The organism is Pseudoduganella rhizocola, assembly GCF_045984285.3.
Lineage (GTDB): Bacteria > Pseudomonadota > Gammaproteobacteria > Burkholderiales > Burkholderiaceae_D > Rugamonas.
Window position 1 is genome coordinate 51812 of the sequence record NZ_JBJQIK030000002.1, and the last position, 18192, is coordinate 70003.

Annotated in this window: 18 protein-coding genes; 16 read left to right on the top strand and 2 right to left on the bottom strand. The window is 64.6% G+C overall.

Annotation, left to right across the window (positions count from 1 at the left end):
• Positions 1-3: 3 nt before the first annotated feature.
• The 14 genes from leuB to ACJRPG_RS03875 all read left to right on the top strand — a co-directional run bounded on the left by leuB (position 4) and on the right by ACJRPG_RS03875 (position 15970).
• The gene (gene leuB / locus ACJRPG_RS03810) at positions 4-1074 is read left to right on the top strand and encodes a 3-isopropylmalate dehydrogenase (protein WP_407998725.1); all 1071 of its coding nucleotides are present in this window, start codon (positions 4-6) and stop codon (positions 1072-1074) included.
• Between the two features lie 18 nt (positions 1075-1092).
• Positions 1093-2220, top strand: coding sequence for an aspartate-semialdehyde dehydrogenase (asd, locus tag ACJRPG_RS03815; protein WP_407998726.1), 1128 nt, complete (start codon positions 1093-1095; stop codon positions 2218-2220).
• Positions 2221-2444: 224 nt separating this feature from the next.
• Positions 2445-5210, top strand: coding sequence for a motility hub landmark protein FimV (locus tag ACJRPG_RS03820; RefSeq protein ID WP_407998727.1), 2766 nt, complete (start codon positions 2445-2447; stop codon positions 5208-5210).
• 45 nt (positions 5211-5255) lie between these two features.
• Entirely contained in the window at positions 5256-6086 is an 831-nt protein-coding gene (truA, locus tag ACJRPG_RS03825) for a tRNA pseudouridine(38-40) synthase TruA (RefSeq protein WP_407998728.1), read from the top strand.
• A 10-nt stretch (positions 6087-6096) separates the two neighbouring features.
• Positions 6097-6789 (top strand): phosphoribosylanthranilate isomerase, encoded by a 693-nt coding sequence (locus ACJRPG_RS03830; RefSeq protein ID WP_407998729.1) that lies wholly within the window; start codon positions 6097-6099, stop codon positions 6787-6789.
• Positions 6773-8005, top strand: coding sequence for a tryptophan synthase subunit beta (trpB, locus tag ACJRPG_RS03835; RefSeq protein ID WP_407998730.1), 1233 nt, complete (start codon positions 6773-6775; stop codon positions 8003-8005). The genes ACJRPG_RS03830 and trpB overlap by 17 nt, the downstream gene beginning before the upstream one ends.
• Before the next feature lie 90 nt (positions 8006-8095).
• Positions 8096-8893 (top strand): tryptophan synthase subunit alpha, encoded by a 798-nt coding sequence (gene trpA, locus ACJRPG_RS03840; RefSeq protein ID WP_407998731.1) that lies wholly within the window; start codon positions 8096-8098, stop codon positions 8891-8893.
• A gap of 96 nt (positions 8894-8989) precedes the next feature.
• A complete protein-coding gene (gene accD / locus ACJRPG_RS03845) occupies positions 8990-9862 on the top strand; it encodes an acetyl-CoA carboxylase, carboxyltransferase subunit beta (RefSeq protein ID WP_407998732.1) in 873 nt (290 codons plus the stop codon).
• 60 nt (positions 9863-9922) lie between these two features.
• Positions 9923-11212, top strand: coding sequence for a bifunctional tetrahydrofolate synthase/dihydrofolate synthase (gene folC / locus ACJRPG_RS03850; RefSeq protein ID WP_407998733.1), 1290 nt, complete (start codon positions 9923-9925; stop codon positions 11210-11212).
• Positions 11213-11224: 12 nt separating this feature from the next.
• Positions 11225-12154 (top strand): SPOR domain-containing protein, encoded by a 930-nt coding sequence (locus ACJRPG_RS03855; RefSeq protein WP_407998734.1) that lies wholly within the window; start codon positions 11225-11227, stop codon positions 12152-12154.
• A 19-nt stretch (positions 12155-12173) separates the two neighbouring features.
• On the top strand, positions 12174-12662 hold the full coding sequence (locus tag ACJRPG_RS03860; protein ID WP_407998735.1) for a CvpA family protein: 489 nt from the start codon (positions 12174-12176) through the stop codon (positions 12660-12662).
• A 29-nt stretch (positions 12663-12691) separates the two neighbouring features.
• Positions 12692-14215: an amidophosphoribosyltransferase gene (purF, locus tag ACJRPG_RS03865; protein WP_407998736.1), complete on the top strand. Its 1524-nt coding sequence runs from the start codon at positions 12692-12694 to the stop codon at positions 14213-14215.
• Positions 14215-15450 carry a cystathionine gamma-synthase family protein gene (locus ACJRPG_RS03870; protein WP_407998737.1) on the top strand — a complete coding sequence of 412 codons (1236 nt, stop codon included), beginning with the start codon at positions 14215-14217 and terminating at the stop codon, positions 15448-15450. Before purF ends, ACJRPG_RS03870 begins: the two co-directional genes overlap by 1 nt.
• A gap of 82 nt (positions 15451-15532) precedes the next feature.
• The gene (locus tag ACJRPG_RS03875) at positions 15533-15970 is read left to right on the top strand and encodes a hypothetical protein (RefSeq protein ID WP_407998738.1); all 438 of its coding nucleotides are present in this window, start codon (positions 15533-15535) and stop codon (positions 15968-15970) included.
• Positions 15971-15976: 6 nt separating this feature from the next.
• On the opposite strand, the gene ACJRPG_RS03880 is transcribed toward ACJRPG_RS03875, so the two are convergent.
• Positions 15977-16603 (bottom strand): glutathione S-transferase family protein, encoded by a 627-nt coding sequence (locus tag ACJRPG_RS03880; protein WP_407998739.1) that lies wholly within the window; start codon positions 16601-16603, stop codon positions 15977-15979.
• On the bottom strand, positions 16603-17244 hold the full coding sequence (gene lexA, locus ACJRPG_RS03885) for a transcriptional repressor LexA (RefSeq protein WP_407998740.1): 642 nt from the start codon (positions 17242-17244) through the stop codon (positions 16603-16605). The genes ACJRPG_RS03880 and lexA overlap by 1 nt, the downstream gene beginning before the upstream one ends.
• Before the next feature lie 223 nt (positions 17245-17467).
• On the opposite strand from lexA, the gene rpsF reads away from it, so the two are divergent.
• Positions 17468-17851: a 30S ribosomal protein S6 gene (gene rpsF / locus ACJRPG_RS03890; protein ID WP_407998741.1), complete on the top strand. Its 384-nt coding sequence runs from the start codon at positions 17468-17470 to the stop codon at positions 17849-17851.
• 19 nt (positions 17852-17870) lie between these two features.
• Positions 17871-18191 (top strand): primosomal replication protein N, encoded by a 321-nt coding sequence (gene priB / locus ACJRPG_RS03895; RefSeq protein ID WP_407999370.1) that lies wholly within the window; start codon positions 17871-17873, stop codon positions 18189-18191.
• The last annotated feature ends 1 nt before the right edge of the window (position 18192 follow it).

Consider the following 18192-nt stretch of genomic DNA (forward strand, 5'->3'; position numbering starts at 1 on the left):
AACATGAAAATCGCAATCCTGCCGGGCGACGGCATCGGCCCCGAGATCGTTACCCAGGCCGTGAAAGTGCTGAACGCGCTGGGCGAACAGTTTGAGATGGAAACCGCGCCGGTCGGCGGCGCAGGCTACGAAGCGCACGGCCACCCGCTGCCGGAAGGCACGCTGGCGCTGGCGAAAGCCGCCGACGCCGTGTTGTTCGGCGCCGTGGGCGACTGGAAGTACGACACGCTGGAACGCGCCCTGCGTCCGGAGCAGGCCATTCTCGGCCTGCGCAAGAACCTGGGCCTGTTCGGCAACCTGCGTCCGGCCATCCTCTACCCCGAACTGGCCGGCGCTTCGACGCTGAAGCCGGAAGTGGTGTCGGGCCTCGACATCCTGATCGTGCGCGAACTGACCGGCGACATCTACTTCGGCCAGCCGCGCGGCGTGCGCGAGTGCCCTGACGGCCCCTTCAAGGGCCAGCGCGAAGGCTTCGACACCATGCGCTATGCGGAAGGCGAAATCCGCCGCATCGCGCACGTGGCCTTCCAGGCGGCGCAGAAACGCGGCAAGCGCCTGACCAGCGTGGACAAGGCCAATGTGCTCGAAACCTTCCAGTTCTGGAAGGACATCGTGACCGATGTGCACAAGGAATATCCCGACGTGGCGCTGGACCATATGTACGTGGACAACGCGGCGATGCAGCTGGTGCGCGCGCCGAAGAAGTTCGACGTCATCGTGACCGGCAATATGTTCGGCGACATCCTGTCCGACGCGGCCGCGATGCTGACCGGCTCCATCGGCATGCTGCCATCGGCATCGCTGGACGCGGACAACAAGGGCCTGTACGAGCCCTCGCACGGCTCGGCGCCGGATATCGCAGGCAAGGGCGTGGCGAATCCGCTGGCCACCATCCTGTCGGCCGCGATGATGCTGCGCTACTCGCTGAACAAGGCCGAACAGGCCGACCGCATCGAAGCCGCCGTGAAGAAGGTGCTGGCGCAGGGCCTGCGCACGCCGGATATTTACGAAGAAGGCACGAACAAGGTCGGTACGGAACAAATGGGCGACGCGGTTGTCGCGGCCCTCGCATAACACTTTAAGGAAATTAAAATGAAACTCGTAGGTCTGGTAGGTTGGCGCGGCATGGTCGGTTCGGTCCTGATGCAGCGCATGCAGGAAGAGGGCGACTTCGCCCACATCGAACCGGTGTTCTTCTCCACCTCGAACACGGGCGGCGCAGCGCCGTCCATGGCGAAGAACGAAACCACGCTGAAAGACGCGAACGATATCGATGAACTGAAGCGCTGCGAGATCATCATCTCCTGCCAGGGCGGCGACTACACCGGCGCCGTGTTCCCGAAGCTGCGCGCGGCTGGCTGGAACGGCTACTGGATCGACGCGGCCTCCACGCTGCGTATGGAAAAAGACGCCGTCATCGTGCTGGATCCGGTGAACCTGAACGTCATCAAGGACGCCATGTCCAGGGGCGTGAAGAACTTCATCGGCGGTAACTGCACCGTGTCCTGCATGCTGATGGGCCTGGGCGGCCTGTTCAAGCAGGACCTGGTGGAGTGGATGACCTCCATGACCTACCAGGCGGCATCCGGCGGCGGCGCCCAGCATATGCGCGAGCTGCTGACCCAGTTCGGCACCATCAACAGCTCCGTGAAGTCGCTGCTGGATAACCCGGCCTCCGCGATCCTGGAGATCGACCGCCAGGTGCTGTCCACCCAGCACGGCCTGACGGCTGAAGAGACCAAGCAGTTCGGCGTGCCGCTGGCCGGCAACCTGATTCCATGGATCGACAAGGACCTGGGCAACGGCCAGTCCAAGGAGGAGTGGAAGGGCGGCGCCGAGACCAACAAGATCCTGGGCCGCGGCCTGGACTTCGGCAGCAAGCCAATTCCTGTCGATGGCCTGTGCGTGCGCATCGGCGCCATGCGCTGCCACTCGCAGGCGCTGACCATCAAGCTGAAAAAGGATGTGCCGCTGGACGAGATCAACGACATCATCGCCAAGGACAACCAGTGGGTGAAGTTCGTGCCGAACACGCGCGAAGCCTCCGTTAAGGACCTGACCCCGGCCGCCGTCACCGGCAGCCTGACCATCCCGGTCGGCCGCGTGCGCAAGCTGGAAATGGGCGGCGATTACATCTCCGCCTTCACGGTGGGCGACCAGCTGCTGTGGGGCGCCGCCGAGCCGCTGCGCCGCATGCTGCGGATCGTGCTGGACAAGTAATCAATTACTTGCGGTTCCGGCTTTAAAGGGCTGATTTCGTTGAGAAATCAGCCTTTTTTGTATCTTTAACGCCAGAACGGGCTCCCGGAGGAGGCCGAAGGCTTGCATGCCTCAGGGCATGATGTTATGTTGAGACGTCTGGGAGACCGTCCTTACTCCCCTGAATAACTCACATAACACCAACTATGCCAGTACAAAAACGCTCCAGGGCCGTTTCGTTCGCTTTGAAAACACTCACCGGCGCGGTCCTCAGCGCGGTGCTCACCTCAGCAAACGCTGCCGGCCTTGGCAAGCTCACTGTGCTGTCCTCGCTGGGCCAGCCGCTGCGCGCCGAGATCGAACTGACCGCCGTCACGCCGGAAGAGGCTACCGACCTGCAGGCGAAGCTGGCGCCGGCCGAAGCCTTCCGCGCCGCCAACATCGACTTCAATCCCGCCCTGCTGGGACTGCGCTTTACCGTCGAACAGCGCAACGGCCGCCAGGTCATCAGCGTTTCCTCCTCCGCGCCGATCAACGAGCCCTTCGTCGACATGCTGCTGGAACTGAGCTGGGCCAATGGCCGCCTGGTACGTGAGTACACCTTCCTGCTCGACCCGGCGGACATGCGCGCCACCCAGGCGCCGCAAGTGGCCGCGCCGGTGGACGTGGGCCGCAATGTGGCGCAGGCCGGCGCTCCGGTGCGCGCGGCGCCAGCCCCTGCACCGGCTGCGGCAGCGCCCGCGCCTTCCGCGCCGCCAGCCCCGCCTGCCCGCAAGCCGCGCCCTGAGCCTGAGCAGCGTCCCGCACCGGCGCCGCGCGAGAACGCAGCCGCCGACAGCGAATACCGCGTGAAGTCCGGCGATACGCTGAGCCGGATCGCATCCGAATACAAGCCGGCGGACGTGTCGCTGGACATGATGCTGGTGGCGCTGTACCGCGCCAATCCCGAAGCCTTCTCCGGCAATAACATGAACCGCCTGAAGTCCGGCACCATCCTGACCGTGCCGACCGCCGAGGACGTGCGCGGCGGCGCCAGCCGCGGCGAAGCGCGCGGCGTGGTGGTGGCGCATGCTGCCGACTTCAATGCCTACCGCGCCAAGCTGGCCGGCCAGGTGGAGGCCAGCACGCCGGCCAAGGCAGCCGAACCGGCGCAGAGCGCGGCAGGCAAGATCACCGCGAAAGTGCAGGAGAAGCCGAACGCGGTCAACGAAGCGAAGGACCAGCTCAAGCTGTCCAAGGCCGGAGAGACTTCCGGCAAGGCGGGCAAGACCGCCAGCGTGGAAGACAAGATCGCCAGCGACCAGCAGGCAGCGGAAGCCGCAGCCCGCGTGAAGGAGCTGGAGAAGAACGTCAATCAGCTGGAGAAGCTGATGGCGGTGAAGAACAAGTCCGGCGCTACGGCGCAGAACAAGGTGCCGGAGATGGACGTGGCGGGCAAGCCGGTGAACGCGCCGCCTGCACCGCCGAAAAAAGCCGTGGTTCCTGCGCCGTCGCCGATCCAGCAGCCGACGCTGATGGATACGCTGATGGACAATGTGCAGCTGATCGGCGTTGGCCTGGCCGCGCTGCTGGGCGCCGTGGCGCTGATGCTGTCGCGCCGCCGCAAGGCGCAGATGGTGCTGCCGAAGCACGAGACCAGCATCCTCGGCGACCCGGGCACGCAGGCGCCATCGATGTTCGCCGATGCGGGCGGCCAGAATATCGACACCAGCAACAGCGTGTTCAATTCCAACTTCGCGCCTTCAGCCAGCCAGCTCGATACCAATGAAGTCGATCCGGTGGCGGAAGCCGATGTCTACATCGCCTACGGCCGCGACGCCCAGGCCGAGGAGATCCTGAAGGAAGCGCTGCGCACCCACCCTGAACGCAATGCGGTGCGCCTGAAACTGCTGGAGATCTACGCCAACCGCAAGGATACGCGCACCTTCGAAATGCAGGCCAGCGAGCTGTATTCGCAGACCAAGGGGCAGGGCGAAGACTGGGCGCAGGCTGCGGCACTGGGCCTGTCCATCGATCCGCAGAATCCGCTGTACGCCAGCGCCGCGCAGGCGGCAGGCAGCTTCGGCGCAGCTGCCGCGGTGGGCGCTGCCACCGGGGCCGCCGCTTTCGCTGCCGACGAAGAGACGAAGCTGCCGGATTTCGCCAGCGAAGAAGGCACGGCAGCGGCTGCCGAAACCGATGCCGTGAACATGGACCTGGCTGCCGAACCGCCGATTGCTGCCGCGCCCGCGCCTGCCGACAATCTGATGGACTTCAATTTCGACGAAGACGCGACCGCGCTGCCAACGCCGCCGGCTGCGGAAGAGCCGAAGCCCGCCGACGACAATGTGCTGGACTTCGACCTCGGCGGCCTGGGCTTCGACTCGCCCGCGCCGACGCCCGCGCCAACCGAGCCGCCGGCGGCCGCCAGCGCACCGGACGCGATGGACCTCGCCTTCGACATGGACTTCAACACGCCGGCAACGGAAGCCCCGGCTCCTGCGCCGGCTCCGGCGCCTGAGCCATCCCCGCTGGACGACCTGGGCATGGACTTCAACCTCGACCTGCCGGGTGAAGAGAAGCCGGCCGAAGCACCAGCTCCGGCACCGGCGCCTGCCGACCCGCTGGCTGAACTGGACATGATGGACTTCACGCTGCCGGGGGCGCCGGCTGCTGAAGCGGCGCCTGCGCCGGCAGCGGCGGAGCCGGAACTGACTGCCGATGACTTCGCGCTCGACCTGCCGGGCGACGATACGCCAGCGCCTGCGCCCGCAGCGCAGGAATTCGACCTGTCCGGCATCGACCTGAACCTCGACACGGCGCAGCCTTCCACCGACGCGCCTGCGCCTGCGATGGCCGAAGAAGAACTGTCCGCCCACCATATGGAAATGGACACGAAGCTCGACCTCGCCATCGCCTACCAGGAAATCGGCGACAAGGAAGGCGCGCGCGAACTGCTGGAAGAAGTGATTCGCGGCGGCAGCGATGCCCAGGTGGCGCGCGCCAACCAGATGAAAGCCCTGCTGGGCTGATGCAGCTATAATCCCTGCTCCGCAGACCAACCGCAGAGCAGGGAAGTGAAACGCATCGCATTAGGAGTCCAGTACAACGGCGCCGGCTGGCAAGGCTATCAGGTGCAGCCGCACGGCCAGACGGTACAGGACAAGCTGGAACAGGCGATCGGGCAATTCGCCTGCGCGCATATCGGCACTACCTGCGCCGGCCGCACCGACGCCGGCGTGCACGCCCTCGGACAAGTCGTCCACTTCGATACCGATATCAAACGCGAGCCGCACGCCTGGGTGCGTGGCATCAACGCCTTCCTGCCTGAATCGATTGGTGTGCGCTGGGCCAAAGAGCTGCACGAGGTCGTGCCCTACAGCGAGAACCCGGCCGAATTCGATCCCGCGGCCGATTTCCATGCCCGCTTCAGCGCGCGCTCGCGCACCTATCACTACCTGCTCTACAACCACACCGTGCGTTCGCCCCTGCTGGCGGGGCGTGCCGGCTTCTGCCACCGTCCGCTGGATATTGAACTGATGCGCGAAGCCGTGCAGCCGCTGATCGGCGAGCATGACTTCAGCGCCTTCCGCGCGGCGGGCTGCCAGGCCAAAACGCCGGTCAAGCACATGTACGAAATCGGCATCGAGCGCCACGGCGACATGATCCTGTTCACCTTGCGCGCCAGCGCCTTCCTGCACCACATGGTGCGCAACCTGGTCGGCTCCCTGGTCTACATCGGGCAGGGCCGTGAGCAGCCCGAATGGCTGGGCCAACTGCTGGCAGGCCGCGACCGCACTGTTGCGGCACCCACCTTCATGCCGGACGGGCTCTATCTGGCCGATATCGAGTACGATGCGAAATGGGAGCTGCCGCGCGAGAACGCGCGCATCCTGCCCGCCTTCTGAGGACCCGAGCATGCATCGCACCCGCATCAAGATCTGCGGCCTGACCCGCGAAGAAGACGTTGCCGCCGCCGTGGCCGCCGGAGCGGACGCGGTAGGCTTCGTGTTCTATCCGAAAAGCCCGCGCTACGTGACGCCGCAGCGCGCAGCCGAGCTGATTGCCACGCTGCCGCCCTTTGTCACGGCCACCGGCCTGTTCGTCAATGCCGGCGCGGATGAGGTGGCGCAGACCGTGAGCGTGGCCCCGGTATCGCTGCTGCAGTTCCACGGTGACGAAACGGCGGAGCAGTGCGCGCAGGCCGCAGCGGCCGCCAACCGCGCCTATATGCGGGTCTTCCGCGTGAAACCCGACACCAGCGGCGAAGAGCTGCTAGAATATGAAACACACTGCCGTGTCTCCAGCAAGCTGTTCTCGGGCCTCCTGCTCGACACCTTCGTGGATGCCTACGGCGGAGCTGGAAAGGTATTTGATTGGTCTCTCATTCCAAAAGATCTCGCGCATCGGGCCGTTTTAAGTGGTGGCTTGAGCGTACTCAACGCGACTGGCGCGGTAGTACGCGTTCGCCCTTACGCGGTTGACGTCAGTAGTGGCGTCGAAGCCGCCAAGGGCATTAAAGATGCCCGCCTGATCGCCGACTTCATCGCGGCGGTGCGGGCAGCCGATGCCACTATTGAAAGAGATCCTGACAATGAAAGCGCAAGCTAAAGGCCTGTTCCACGCCTCCGATTACCAATTTCCCGATGCAAGCGGCCACTTCGGCCCCTACGGCGGCAGCTTCGTCGCCGAGACCCTGACTTACGCACTGGCCGAGCTCAATGAAGCCTATGCGAAGTACAGCAAAGATCCCGGGTTCCTTGAAGAGTTCCGCTACGAGCTGAAACACTTCGTCGGCCGTCCTTCGCCGATTTACCACGCCAAGCGCTGGAGCGAAATCGCGGGCGGCGCGCAGGTGTACTTCAAGCGCGAAGACCTGAACCACACGGGTGCGCACAAGATCAATAACGTGATCGGCCAGGCGCTGCTGGCCAAACGCATGGGCAAGCCGCGCATCATCGCCGAAACGGGCGCCGGCCAGCACGGCGTGGCCACCGCCACCATCTGCGCGCGCTTCGGCCTGGAGTGCGTGGTCTACATGGGCTCCGAGGACGTGAAGCGCCAGGCGCAGAACGTGTACCGCATGAAGCTCTTGGGCGCGACCGTGGTGCCGGTGGAATCCGGCTCGAAGACGCTGAAGGACGCGCTGAACGAAGCGATGCGAGACTGGGTCACGAATATCGAAAACACCTTCTACATCATCGGCACGGTAGCGGGCCCGCACCCATACCCGATGCTGGTGCGCGACTTCCAGTCCGTGATCGGCGAAGAGTGCCTGGTGCAGATGCCGGAAATGACGGGCCGCCAGCCGGACTATGTGGTGGCGGCGGTGGGCGGCGGTTCCAACGCCATGGGCATCTTCTATCCCTACATCGACGAGAAAAACACCAAGCTGGTCGGCGTGGAAGCGGCGGGCGAGGGCATCGATACGGACAAGCACGCGGCCTCGCTGACCAAGGGCTACCCCGGCGTCCTGCATGGCAACCGCACTTACCTGCTGCAGAGCGAAGATGGCCAGATCATCGAAACGCATTCCGTGTCGGCGGGCCTCGACTATCCCGGCGTCGGCCCCGAGCACGCATGGCTGAAGGACTCCGGCCGCGCCACTTACGAGCCGATCACGGACGAAGAAGCGCTGCAGGCCTTTCACGACTGCTGCCGCATCGAAGGCATTATCCCCGCGCTGGAAAGTTCGCATGCCTTGGCATACGCCGTGAAGCTGGCGGCCACGCTGCCGAAAGACCAGATCGTCCTCGCCAACCTCTCCGGCCGCGGCGACAAGGACATGCACACCGTCGCCCAACGCGCCGGCCTCGACTTTTCCTGAAAAAGTTGCCTGAAAAATGGGGACAGACCCGGATTAAATTAATCCGGGTCTGTCCCCAATTAAAAAGAAACTAATTAATTGAGGGAAAATATGTCGCGTATCGCTAAGACGTTTGAGGCGCTGAAGGCGCAGAACAAGACCGGGCTCGTTACTTTCATTACGGCGGGGGATCCGTCGCCGCAGGCTACCGTGCCGCTGCTGCATGCGCTCGTCGCGGGCGGGGCGGATGTGCTGGAACTCGGGGTGCCCTTCTCCGATCCCATGGCCGAAGGGCCCGTGATCCAGCGCGCCTGCGAGCGCGCCCTGGCGCACGGTATCGGTATCCGCCATGTGTTCGACTATGTGAAGGAGTTTCGCAAGACCAACCAGCACACGCCCGTGGTGCTGATGGGCTATGCGAATCCGATCGAACGCATCGGCGTGGATGCCTTCATCGCCGCTTCGCAGGAGGCGGGCGCCGATGGGGCCATCGTGGTTGATTATCCGCCCGAGGAGTGCGAGGAGTTCGCGGCGAAGATGCGCGCCGCGGACCTCGACCTGATCTTCCTGCTGGCGCCCACGTCCACCGACCAGCGCGTGCAGCAGGTGGCCAAGGTGGGCGGCGGCTTCTCCTACTATGTGTCGCTGAAGGGCGTGACCGGGGCCGGGAATATCGATACCGCCGAAGTGGCGCAGCGCATCGCCGCCATCCGCAAGCATGTGAAGCTGCCGATTGGCGTCGGCTTCGGCATCCGCGATGCGGCCACGGCGAAAGCCGTGGCCGAGGTGGCCGATGCGGTCGTCATCGGCAGCCGCATCATCCAGGAGATCGAGGCCAGCACGCCGGAGCAGGCGCCGCAGAAGGTGCAGGCTTTCGTGGCGGGCATCCGTCAGGCGCTTGATTCATAGGTAATATTGCACCTCTTGCAATTTTAGAGGGAAGGTTCGACAGTCCAGTCCAAAACGGCTACACTTCCGGCCTACGTTAGTGCAACAGGAGAAAATATGAGCTGGTTAGAGAAACTGCTGCCGCCGCGCATCCAGCGCTCGGACACTGCCGCTCGCAAGACGATGCCCGAAGGCCTGTGGGTGAAATGCCCCTCCTGCGAGGCCGTCCTGTACCGTACGGATCTGGAGTCGAACCTGCACGTTTGCCCCAAGTGCGACCACCATATGCGCATCCGCGCCCGCGAGCGCCTGGACGCGCTGCTGGACGCCGGCGGCCGCTATGAGATCGGCCAGGAGACCCTGCCGGTCGATACGCTGAAGTTCAAGGACAGCAAGAAGTATCCGGACCGCCTGAAGCAGGCGATGGAAGCCACCGGCGAGACCGATGCGCTGATCGCCATGGGCGGTTCCATCATGAGCCTGCCTGTGGTGGTGGCCTGCTTCGAGTTCGAGTTCATGGGCGGTTCCATGGGTTCCGTGGTGGGCGAGCGCTTTGCCCGCGCCGCCCAGATCGCGCTGGAACAGAAGGTGCCGTTCATCTGCATCACCGCCACCGGCGGCGCCCGCATGCAGGAAGGCCTGCTGTCGCTGATGCAGATGGCGAAAACCACGGCCATGCTGACCAAGCTGGCCGAGAAGAAGCTGCCCTTCATCAGCGTGCTGACCGATCCAACCATGGGCGGCGTGTCCGCTTCCTTCGCCTTCATGGGCGATGTGGTGATCGCCGAGCCGAAGGCGCTGATCGGTTTCGCCGGTCCGCGCGTGATCGAGAACACCGTGCGCGAGAAATTGCCCGAGGGCTTCCAGCGCGCCGAGTTCCTGGTGCAGAAGGGCGCCGTCGACATGATCGTCGACCGCCGCCAGATGCGCGAGGAAATCGCACGCCTGCTGGCCCTGCTGCAAAACCAGGCTGCCGAAGTGCTGGCCTGAGTTCCATCCTGATGGCGCGCGGCGCAGGCCGCGCGCCAGCTTCAAGAAGTGCCCCATCCTATGTCCTCTCTCCCGACTACCTTGCCTGACTGGCTCGCGCTGCTTGAGTCGCGCCATGCCGAAACCGTGATCAATATGGGCCTGGACCGCGTGCGCGCCGTCAAGGAACGCATGCAGCTGGCGTTCAGCTGTCCGGTCATCATGGTGGCGGGCACCAATGGCAAGGGCTCCACCTGCGCCATGCTGGAGTCCATCCTGCTGCGCGCGGGCTACAAGGTGGGCCTGTATATCAAGCCGCACTTCCTGGACTTCAACGAGCGCGCGCGCATCAATGGCGACCTGGCCACCGATGCGCAGCTGGTCGAGGCCTTCAATGCGGTGGAGGCGGCGCGCGGCGATACCACGCTGACCTATTTCGAGTTCACCACGCTGGCCATCCTGCAGCTGATGTCGAAGGCAGGACTGGACGTGGCCATCCTCGAAGTGGGCCTGGGCGGCCGCCTCGATGCGGTGAATGTGGTGGATGCCGACGTGTCCATCGTGACTTCGGTCGATATCGACCACGTCGATTACCTGGGCGGCACGCGCGAACTGATCGGCTTCGAGAAGGCGGGCATTTTCCGCACCGGCAAGGCGGCCATCTGCAGCGACCCGATGCCGCCGCAGTCGCTGATCGACCATGCGATGGAGATCGGCGCCGACCTGTGGCTGATGGGCCGCGATTTCAATTATTCCGGCGACAAGCAACAGTGGAACTACGGCGGCCGTACGCAGCGCCGCAATGCGCTGGCCTATCCGAGCCTGCGCGGCGCCAACCAGCTGCTGAACGCCTCGGCCGCGCTGGCGGCGCTGGAAGCGCTCAAGCTGGAGCTGCCGGTCGGCGCGCAGGAAGTGCGCACCGGCCTGGTGACGGTGGAGCTGCCGGGCCGCTTCCAGGTGCTGCCGGGCCGCCCGAGCGTGATCCTGGATGTGGCGCACAATCCGCATGCCGCGTCCGCGCTGAACCAGAATCTCGGCAATATGGGCTTCCACCGCTATACCTTCGCGGTGTTCGGCTCCATGCACGACAAGGATATCGACGGCGTGATCAAGGCCATGTCCGAACACGTGGACCACTGGTGCCTGACGGACCTGCCGTCGCCGCGCGCGGCGGCCGCTTCCGAGCTGGCGGCCAAGGTGCAGGCCATCCAGCCGGAACGCGAGGAACGCACCGTGAACATTTTCACCACACCGGGCGACGCCTATGCGAACGCGGTGAGCCGCGCCGGGGAGAATGATAGAATTGTGGTCTTTGGATCGTTCCTCACCGTGGCCGGCGTCATGGCGGCACGAAAATCCTCACTCCATTGAGATAATTCACGCATGGGCTTGTTCTCGAAACTCGGTAAAAACAAGCAGGAATCCACTGGCGAAGACAGTGGCTACTACCGCGCAGCAGACGATAAATCGCTGGCCGACAAGGCCAAGTCCAAGCGCGCTTCCCACAGCGATGGCGGGGCCACCCGCAACCGCGGCCGCGCTTCCCGCGATGCCGCCGCCGATCCCGTTTTGCCGGAAAAGAAACGTGCGCGCCGCCGCCTGGTGGGCGCCATCGCGCTGGCGCTGGCCGTGGCCATCGGCCTGCCGATGATCCTCGATTCCGAGCCGCGCCCGCTGGCCAACGACATCGCGATCCAGATTCCGTCCAAGGACAAGCCGGTGGCCGCCGAAGCCGCTCCAGCGCCTGCCGCCGCTCCCGCCAGGGTCGAGCAGTCCGCCGCGCTGGACAAGAGCGAAGAAATCGTCGAAGCGCCAGTGGCGAAGGAGCCGGCAAAGCAGCTCACCGCGCCGCCGCCGGTGGCGGAAGTAAAGCTGGCGCCGGAGCCCGTGGCGGCCAAGCCGGCCAAAACGGAAACGCCCAAGCCGGCCGAGACCAAGGTGGCGAAGCTTGAACACAAGCCGGAGCCGAAAGAGCCCAAGCCGGAGCCGAAGCGCGCGGAAACGAAGGAAAGCAAGCCGGCCGCGAAGCCGTCCGATGATGCGCGCGCGCTGGCCATCCTCGAGGGGAAAGCTGCTGCACCGGCCAGCCGCTATGTGGTGCAGATTGCCGCGCTGTCGAAACAGGACAAGGTCGATGAGCTGGTCGGCAAGCTGCGCGAGGCGGGCATCCGCTCCACGGTGAAGAAGGTCAGCACTGCAACGGGCGAACTGACCGCCGTGCAGGCCGGCCCCTTCGATAACAAGGACGATGCGGAAAAAGCACGTGCCAAGCTGGCAAAGATTGGCCTGAACGGCAAGCTGAAGCCGGTGTAAGGCGGGCGGCGGAACGGCAGTGACGATTTTCGATTACCTGGTGCTGTTCGTGCTGACCGCTTCGCTCATCATCAGCCTGGTGCGCGGCCTGGTGAAGGAAATGCTGTCGCTGGCCGGCTGGATCGTCGCTTTCGTGGTGGCCAATGCCTATGGCGCGGCGCTGGCGGCGCTGCTGCCGGAAATGATACCGGGCGAAGTGATCCGCCTGATCCTGGCCTTCATCGTGCTGTTCATCGGCGTGCGCCTGTTGATGGGTTTACTGTCAATGGCTGTGGGCGCGCTGATCGAAGCGGGCGGCCTGACGGTGGCGGACCGGCTGCTGGGCGCGATCTTCGGCCTGGGCCGCGGCCTTGTAATCGTGCTGGCCGCCGTCATATTGTGCGGGATGACGTCGATCCCGCAGCAGGAATTCTGGAAGCGCGCGCTGCTGAGCCCTCTGGCGGAAGACGGCGCCCGTACCGTAAAACCTTTTCTGCCGTCTGCCCTGGCGCAGCACGTGCAATTTTGAATTCATCAAATCCGTTTTAGGAGCACACCATGTGTGGCATCGTCGGCGTCGTTTCCCACCAACCCGTCAACCAGCTGCTGTATGACGCGCTGCTGCTGCTGCAGCACCGCGGCCAGGACGCGGCAGGCATCGCGACCAACCATAGCAGCATGTTCACCATGCACAAGGCCAATGGCCTGGTGCGTGACGTTTTCCGTACCCGTAATATGCGTTCGCTGATGGGCAATTCGGGCATCGGCCACTGCCGCTACCCGACCGCCGGTTCCTCCAGCGAAGAGGAAGCGCAGCCGTTCTACGTGAACGCGCCCTTCGGCATCACGCTGGCGCACAACGGCAACCTGACCAACTGGGAGCAGCTCAAGACCGAGATGTTCAAGAACGACCGCCGCCACATCAACACCGATTCCGATTCGGAAGTGCTGCTGAACGTGCTGGCCCACGAGATCCAGAAGGCCACCACCGGCTATTCGCTGGAGCCTTCGACCCTGTTCCAGGCGGTGACGGTGCTGAACCGCCGCGTGCGCGGCGGCTATGCGGCCGTGGCGCAGATCGCCGGCGTGGGCCTGCTGGCCTTCCGCGACCCGCACGGCATCCGCCCGCTGTGCCTGGGCATCAATGAAACGCCGGAAGGCCTGGAATACCTGATCGCTTCCGAGTCCGTGGCGCTGGAAGGCATGGGCTTCCGCTTCGTGCGCGACGTGGAGCCGGGCGAGGCCATCTTCATCGATGCCGACAACAAGCTGCACAGCCAGATCTGCGCCGACAGCCCGTCGCTGAATCCCTGCGTGTTCGAGTTCGTGTACCTGGCGCGCCCCGATTCCGTGATCGACGGCGCCTCGGTCTACAGCACCCGCCTGAAGATGGGCGAGTACCTGGCCGACAAGATCAAGCGCGAAGGCCTGGCCGACGATATCGACGTGGTGATGCCGATTCCCGATTCCTCGCGCCCGGCCGCCATCCAGCTGGCCCTGCGCCTGGGCAAGGAATACCGCGAAGGCTTCATCAAGAACCGCTACATCGGCCGCACCTTCATCATGCCGGGCCAGGCCATGCGCAAGAAGTCGGTGCGCCAGAAGCTGAACGCCATCGGCGACGAGTTCAAGGACAAGAACGTGCTGCTGGTGGACGACTCCATCGTGCGCGGCACCACCAGCCGCGAGATCGTGCAGATGGCGCGCGAAGCGGGCGCCAGGAAGGTGATCTTCGCCTCGGCCGCGCCGCCGGTGCTGTATCCGAACGTGTACGGCATCGACATGCCGACGCGCGACGAGCTGATCGCCCACGGCCGCAGCGTGGACGAAGTGTGCAAGGAGATCACCGCCGATGCGCTGGTCTACCAGGACCTGGATGACCTGAAGAAGGCCATCTCCGACGTGAATCCGAAGCTGCTCAATTTCGAGGCGTCCTGCTTCGACGGCATCTACATCACGGGCGACGTGTCGCCGGATTACCTGGACCGCATCGAGTACGCGCGCCATCACCCGAAGGCCAAGGCGGTCGAAGACGGCGCGCGCACCCAGCTGAACCTGAACTACGCGACCACGGAAGCGTGATGAAACAGTACGGCTTCACCACCACCATCCTGCACAACGACCGGCAAAAGCCGGTCGAGCAGAATTCGCTGCACAAGCCGATCCACACGGCGGTGGCCTTCGGCTATACCGATGCGCGCCAGCTGGCTGCCGTGTTCCAGGGCAAGGAGCCGGGCTTCCGCTACGGCCGCCAGGGCAACCCCACCGTGTCGGCGCTGGAGGACAAGGTCAACCGCATGGAAGACGGCGTGGCCACGCTGTGCTTCGCCACCGGCATGGGCGCCATCGGCGCCGTGTTCCAGGCCCTGCTGCGCGCGGGCGACCATGTGGTGTCCTCGTCTTTCCTGTTCGGGAACACCAACTCGCTGTGGCAGACCGTGGCCGGGCAGGGCGTGGGCGTGGATTTCGTCGATGCCACCGATGTGGCCAATGTGGCCGCGGCCCTGAAGCCGGAAACCCGCATCGTCTTTGTCGAGACCATCGCCAATCCGCGCACCCAGGTGGCGGACCTGAAGCGCATCGGCCAGCTGTGCGCCGAGCGCGGCATCCTCTACATCGTGGACAACACCATGACCACGCCCTACCTGTTCCGCCCCAAGGCGGTGGGCGCGGGCCTGGTGGTCAATTCGCTGACCAAGTCCATCGGCGGCCATGGCAATGCGCTGGGCGGCAGCCTGACCGATACCGGCGCCTACGACTGGTCGAAGTTCCCGAACATCTTCGAGAACTACAAGAAGGCGGCGCCCGCCATGTGGGGCATCACGCAGATCCGCGCCAAGGGCCTGCGCGACTTCGGCGCCGCCCTGGGGCCGGAGGCGGCCCACCATATCGCCGTCGGTTCGGAAACGCTGGCGCTGCGCATGGAGCGCACCAGCGCCAATGCGAAGGCGCTGGCGGAAATGCTGGAGCAGGATGAGCGGGTGGCGGCGGTCCACTATCCGGGCCTGGCCTCGCACCCGCAGCACGCCATCGCGGCGGAGCTGTTCAAGGCCGCCGGCTCCCTGTTCAGCTTCGAGCTGAAAGAGGGCATCGACTGCTTCGACTACCTGAACCGTCTGAAGGTCGCCGTGCCGGCCTCCAACCTGGGTGACACGCGCACGCTGGTGATTCCGGTGGCGCACACCATCTTCTACGAGATGGGCGCCGAGCGCCGCGCTTCGATGGGCATTGCCGAATCGCTGATCCGGGTCTCGGTCGGCATCGAGGACACGGCCGACCTGCTGGACGATTTCCGCGCCGCGCTGCCTGAAGCCTAGCAGCATGCAAGCAAATTGCGCTCGCCGGACGGCGGGGGTATAGTGATTTTCTACACTTTCCCACCGTCCGAAGAGGTCTGCAATGAAACGCATCGCTGCAATCATCCTGGCTGCCATGGCGGGCAGTGCTTCCGCCGCTACTTCCTTCGATCACCTCGCGTATAGCCAGTCCGGCTGCAAGCTGCCGGCATTCGTGGCGGTCTCGAACGAGGCCGCCGCCCAGCGCACGGAGCAGGAGTACCGCAACTGGCAGGCTTGCTATAACCGCTATGCTGAGCGCCTGAATGCGGAGTTCGACAGCAATGAGGCCTTGGGGCAGGACACCTACCTGAAGCTGGTGCAGGAGGCCGAAGACGCCGCTGCCGAGGCGCAGCTGCAGCGGGCCCGCTGGATCGGGCAGTCGCGCGCGCTGGCGGCCGCCCGCGCTGCGGCATTTGCCTCCGACTGGAACGCCCATGCGCGCCGCGTCTCGATGACGGCGGCCGAGAGCCGCGGCACCTATTATGGCGCGCGCCACTAGGGCGGCTTACCAGGGATCGGCGCCCGGCATGCGGTAGGGGTGGCGCCAGCCGGGCAGGGCCGCGATGCGGTCCAGCCAGGCCTGCACCCGCGCCGGGTAGTCCACCTTGGCCTGTTCCGGCCAGTACATATAGCCGCACAGCGAGAAGTCGGCCGCGCTGGGCGCGTCGTCCAGCAGGAAGGCGCGGCCGTCGGCGAATTCCTCTTCCAGCCTGAGCATGTCGGCGTCGAAGCGGCGCCGGAACCAGGGCAGCACCGTGCCCGCATAGGCGCCCTCGTCGTCGAACTTCTGCCCATAGCGCAGGTGGGCCATCGACATGCCGACCCGGTTCGCTTCCCAGAACAGCCATTCGCGCACGCGCTCCAGGCGCTCCGCCGTTTCGCCGCCGTAAGCTCGCAGGTGCTGCGCCAGGTGCAGCAGGATGGCGTTGGACTGCACGTAGGGCTTGCCGTCATGCACCAGCAGCGGCACCTCGCCGTAGCGCGCCAGGCTGCGGAAGGGTTCCGGACGGTCGGCCCGCGCCAGGCGCAGGTCGATTTCCTCGTAGCTGTGCGGCACGCCGGCCACATTCAGCATCAGCTGGACTTTGTAGCTGTGGCCGGACTCGCAGCTGCCGTAGAGCTGGATCGCCATCAGTGCCAGCTGCGCAACAGCCCTACCGCCAGGCCTTCCAGGGCGAATTCGTCCTCCGGCTGCACGGTGATGGTCTTGAAGTCGGAATTCTCCGGCAGCAGCTCGATGGTGGCGCCGTTGCGCCGGTAGCGCTTGACGGTGACTTCGTTGCCGAGGCGGGCCACCACGATCTGGCCGTTCTTGGCGCTGTCCACCTTCTTCACGGCCAGCAGGTCGCCGTCCATGATGCCGATGTCCCGCATCGACTCGCCGCGCACCTTGAGCAGGTAGTCCGGCTTGCTGCTGAACAGCTTGGGGTCGACGCTGTAGCTGGTTTCCAGGTTTTCCTGGGCCAGGATGGGCGAGCCGGCCGCCACGCGGCCGATCAGTGGCAGGCTCATCAGGACCGGGGCCGGGACGTGCGGCATCGGCGCGCTGGACTCGGCAAACGAACCCAGCAGGCGGATGCCGCGCGAAGTGCCGGCGGTGATTTCGATGGCGCCCTTGCGCGCCAGCGCTTTCAGGTGCTCCTCGGCGGCATTGGCCGACTTGAAGCCCAGCTCGGCCGCAATCTCGGCGCGGGTCGGCGGGAAGCCGGTGTTCTCGATCGCATCCTTGATGAGATTGAGGATTTCTTCCTGCCTTGCAGTCAGTTTGATCATGGGTGGCCACTGTGAATATCGACAGACTGTATTTTTGTACAGTGTGTCGGATATTGCAAGCTTTTTATGGGGAAAGCTGACACCCTGGGGTCAGGCACCGTGGTGTCAGCCGGTCCCGCTCTTCCAATCGGGGCGAAAAGCTGCTATGCTTGCGGGCTTACCTCTTCCCACACTCGTCTTGACGCCGGGGTGGGCTATTTTCACAGTCCTTAAGGGAGTTTGCATGCGTCACTATGAAATCGTATTTATCGTCCATCCGGACCAGAGCGAGCAAGTGCCCGCGATGATCGAACGTTACAAGGCCAGCGTGACCTCGCGCGGCGGTAACGTGCACCGCGTGGAAGATTGGGGCCGCCGTCAAATGGCGTACTCGATCCAGAAACTGGCGAAAGCACACTACATCTGCATGAACATCGAGTGCGACAACGAAACTCTGGTCGAACTGGAAACCGCGTTCAAATTCAATGATGCCGTGCTGCGTCACCTGACCGTCAAGATGAAGAAAGCGGAAACCGCTCCTTCGCCGATGATGAAGTCGGTCCAGCGTGAAGATGCGGCCAAGAGCCACCGCGCCGAAGCACCAGCAGCTGCCCCTGCCGCGGCCTAAGTCTTAATCAGGAACGGACCTGAACCAGCTTCAGTTCACCGCCCTCATCACCGAACGGGACGCCCTGCGCTACACCCCGGCCGGCATGCCGATTGTGAATGCAGTATTGCAGCACAGTTCGCAGCAGATGGAGGCAGGCATCGCCCGCTTGACCGAATTCGAGATCGCCGCCGTTGCGGCAGGCGAAATCTCCGGACGGTTCAACCAGGCAGCCCTCGGTGGCGTGTATGAGTTCAGCGGTTTCCTGGCGAAGAAGAACCGCAATAGCAAAAGCCTGGTATTTCACATCATTGATTTCCGTGCTGCCCAGAGCAGCGCACATTTAGATACAGGAGCCTAAA

What these genes read in the sequence shown, in the direction of transcription:
- leuB (WP_407998725.1), top strand. Translation starts at nt 4, where the DNA reads ATGAAAATCGCAATCCTGCCGGGCGACGGCATCGGCCCCGAGATCGTT.
- asd (WP_407998726.1), top strand. Translation starts at nt 1,093, where the DNA reads ATGAAACTCGTAGGTCTGGTAGGTTGGCGCGGCATGGTCGGTTCGGTC.
- ACJRPG_RS03830 (WP_407998729.1), top strand. Translation starts at nt 6,097, where the DNA reads ATGCATCGCACCCGCATCAAGATCTGCGGCCTGACCCGCGAAGAAGAC.
- trpB (WP_407998730.1), top strand. Translation starts at nt 6,773, where the DNA reads ATGAAAGCGCAAGCTAAAGGCCTGTTCCACGCCTCCGATTACCAATTT.
- trpA (WP_407998731.1), top strand. Translation starts at nt 8,096, where the DNA reads ATGTCGCGTATCGCTAAGACGTTTGAGGCGCTGAAGGCGCAGAACAAG.
- accD (WP_407998732.1), top strand. Translation starts at nt 8,990, where the DNA reads ATGAGCTGGTTAGAGAAACTGCTGCCGCCGCGCATCCAGCGCTCGGAC.
- folC (WP_407998733.1), top strand. Translation starts at nt 9,923, where the DNA reads ATGTCCTCTCTCCCGACTACCTTGCCTGACTGGCTCGCGCTGCTTGAG.
- ACJRPG_RS03855 (WP_407998734.1), top strand. Translation starts at nt 11,225, where the DNA reads ATGGGCTTGTTCTCGAAACTCGGTAAAAACAAGCAGGAATCCACTGGC.
- purF (WP_407998736.1), top strand. Translation starts at nt 12,692, where the DNA reads ATGTGTGGCATCGTCGGCGTCGTTTCCCACCAACCCGTCAACCAGCTG.
- ACJRPG_RS03870 (WP_407998737.1), top strand. Translation starts at nt 14,215, where the DNA reads ATGAAACAGTACGGCTTCACCACCACCATCCTGCACAACGACCGGCAA.
- ACJRPG_RS03875 (WP_407998738.1), top strand. Translation starts at nt 15,533, where the DNA reads ATGAAACGCATCGCTGCAATCATCCTGGCTGCCATGGCGGGCAGTGCT.
- ACJRPG_RS03880 (WP_407998739.1), bottom strand. Translation starts at nt 16,603, where the DNA reads ATGGCGATCCAGCTCTACGGCAGCTGCGAGTCCGGCCACAGCTACAAA.
- lexA (WP_407998740.1), bottom strand. Translation starts at nt 17,244, where the DNA reads ATGATCAAACTGACTGCAAGGCAGGAAGAAATCCTCAATCTCATCAAG.
- rpsF (WP_407998741.1), top strand. Translation starts at nt 17,468, where the DNA reads ATGCGTCACTATGAAATCGTATTTATCGTCCATCCGGACCAGAGCGAG.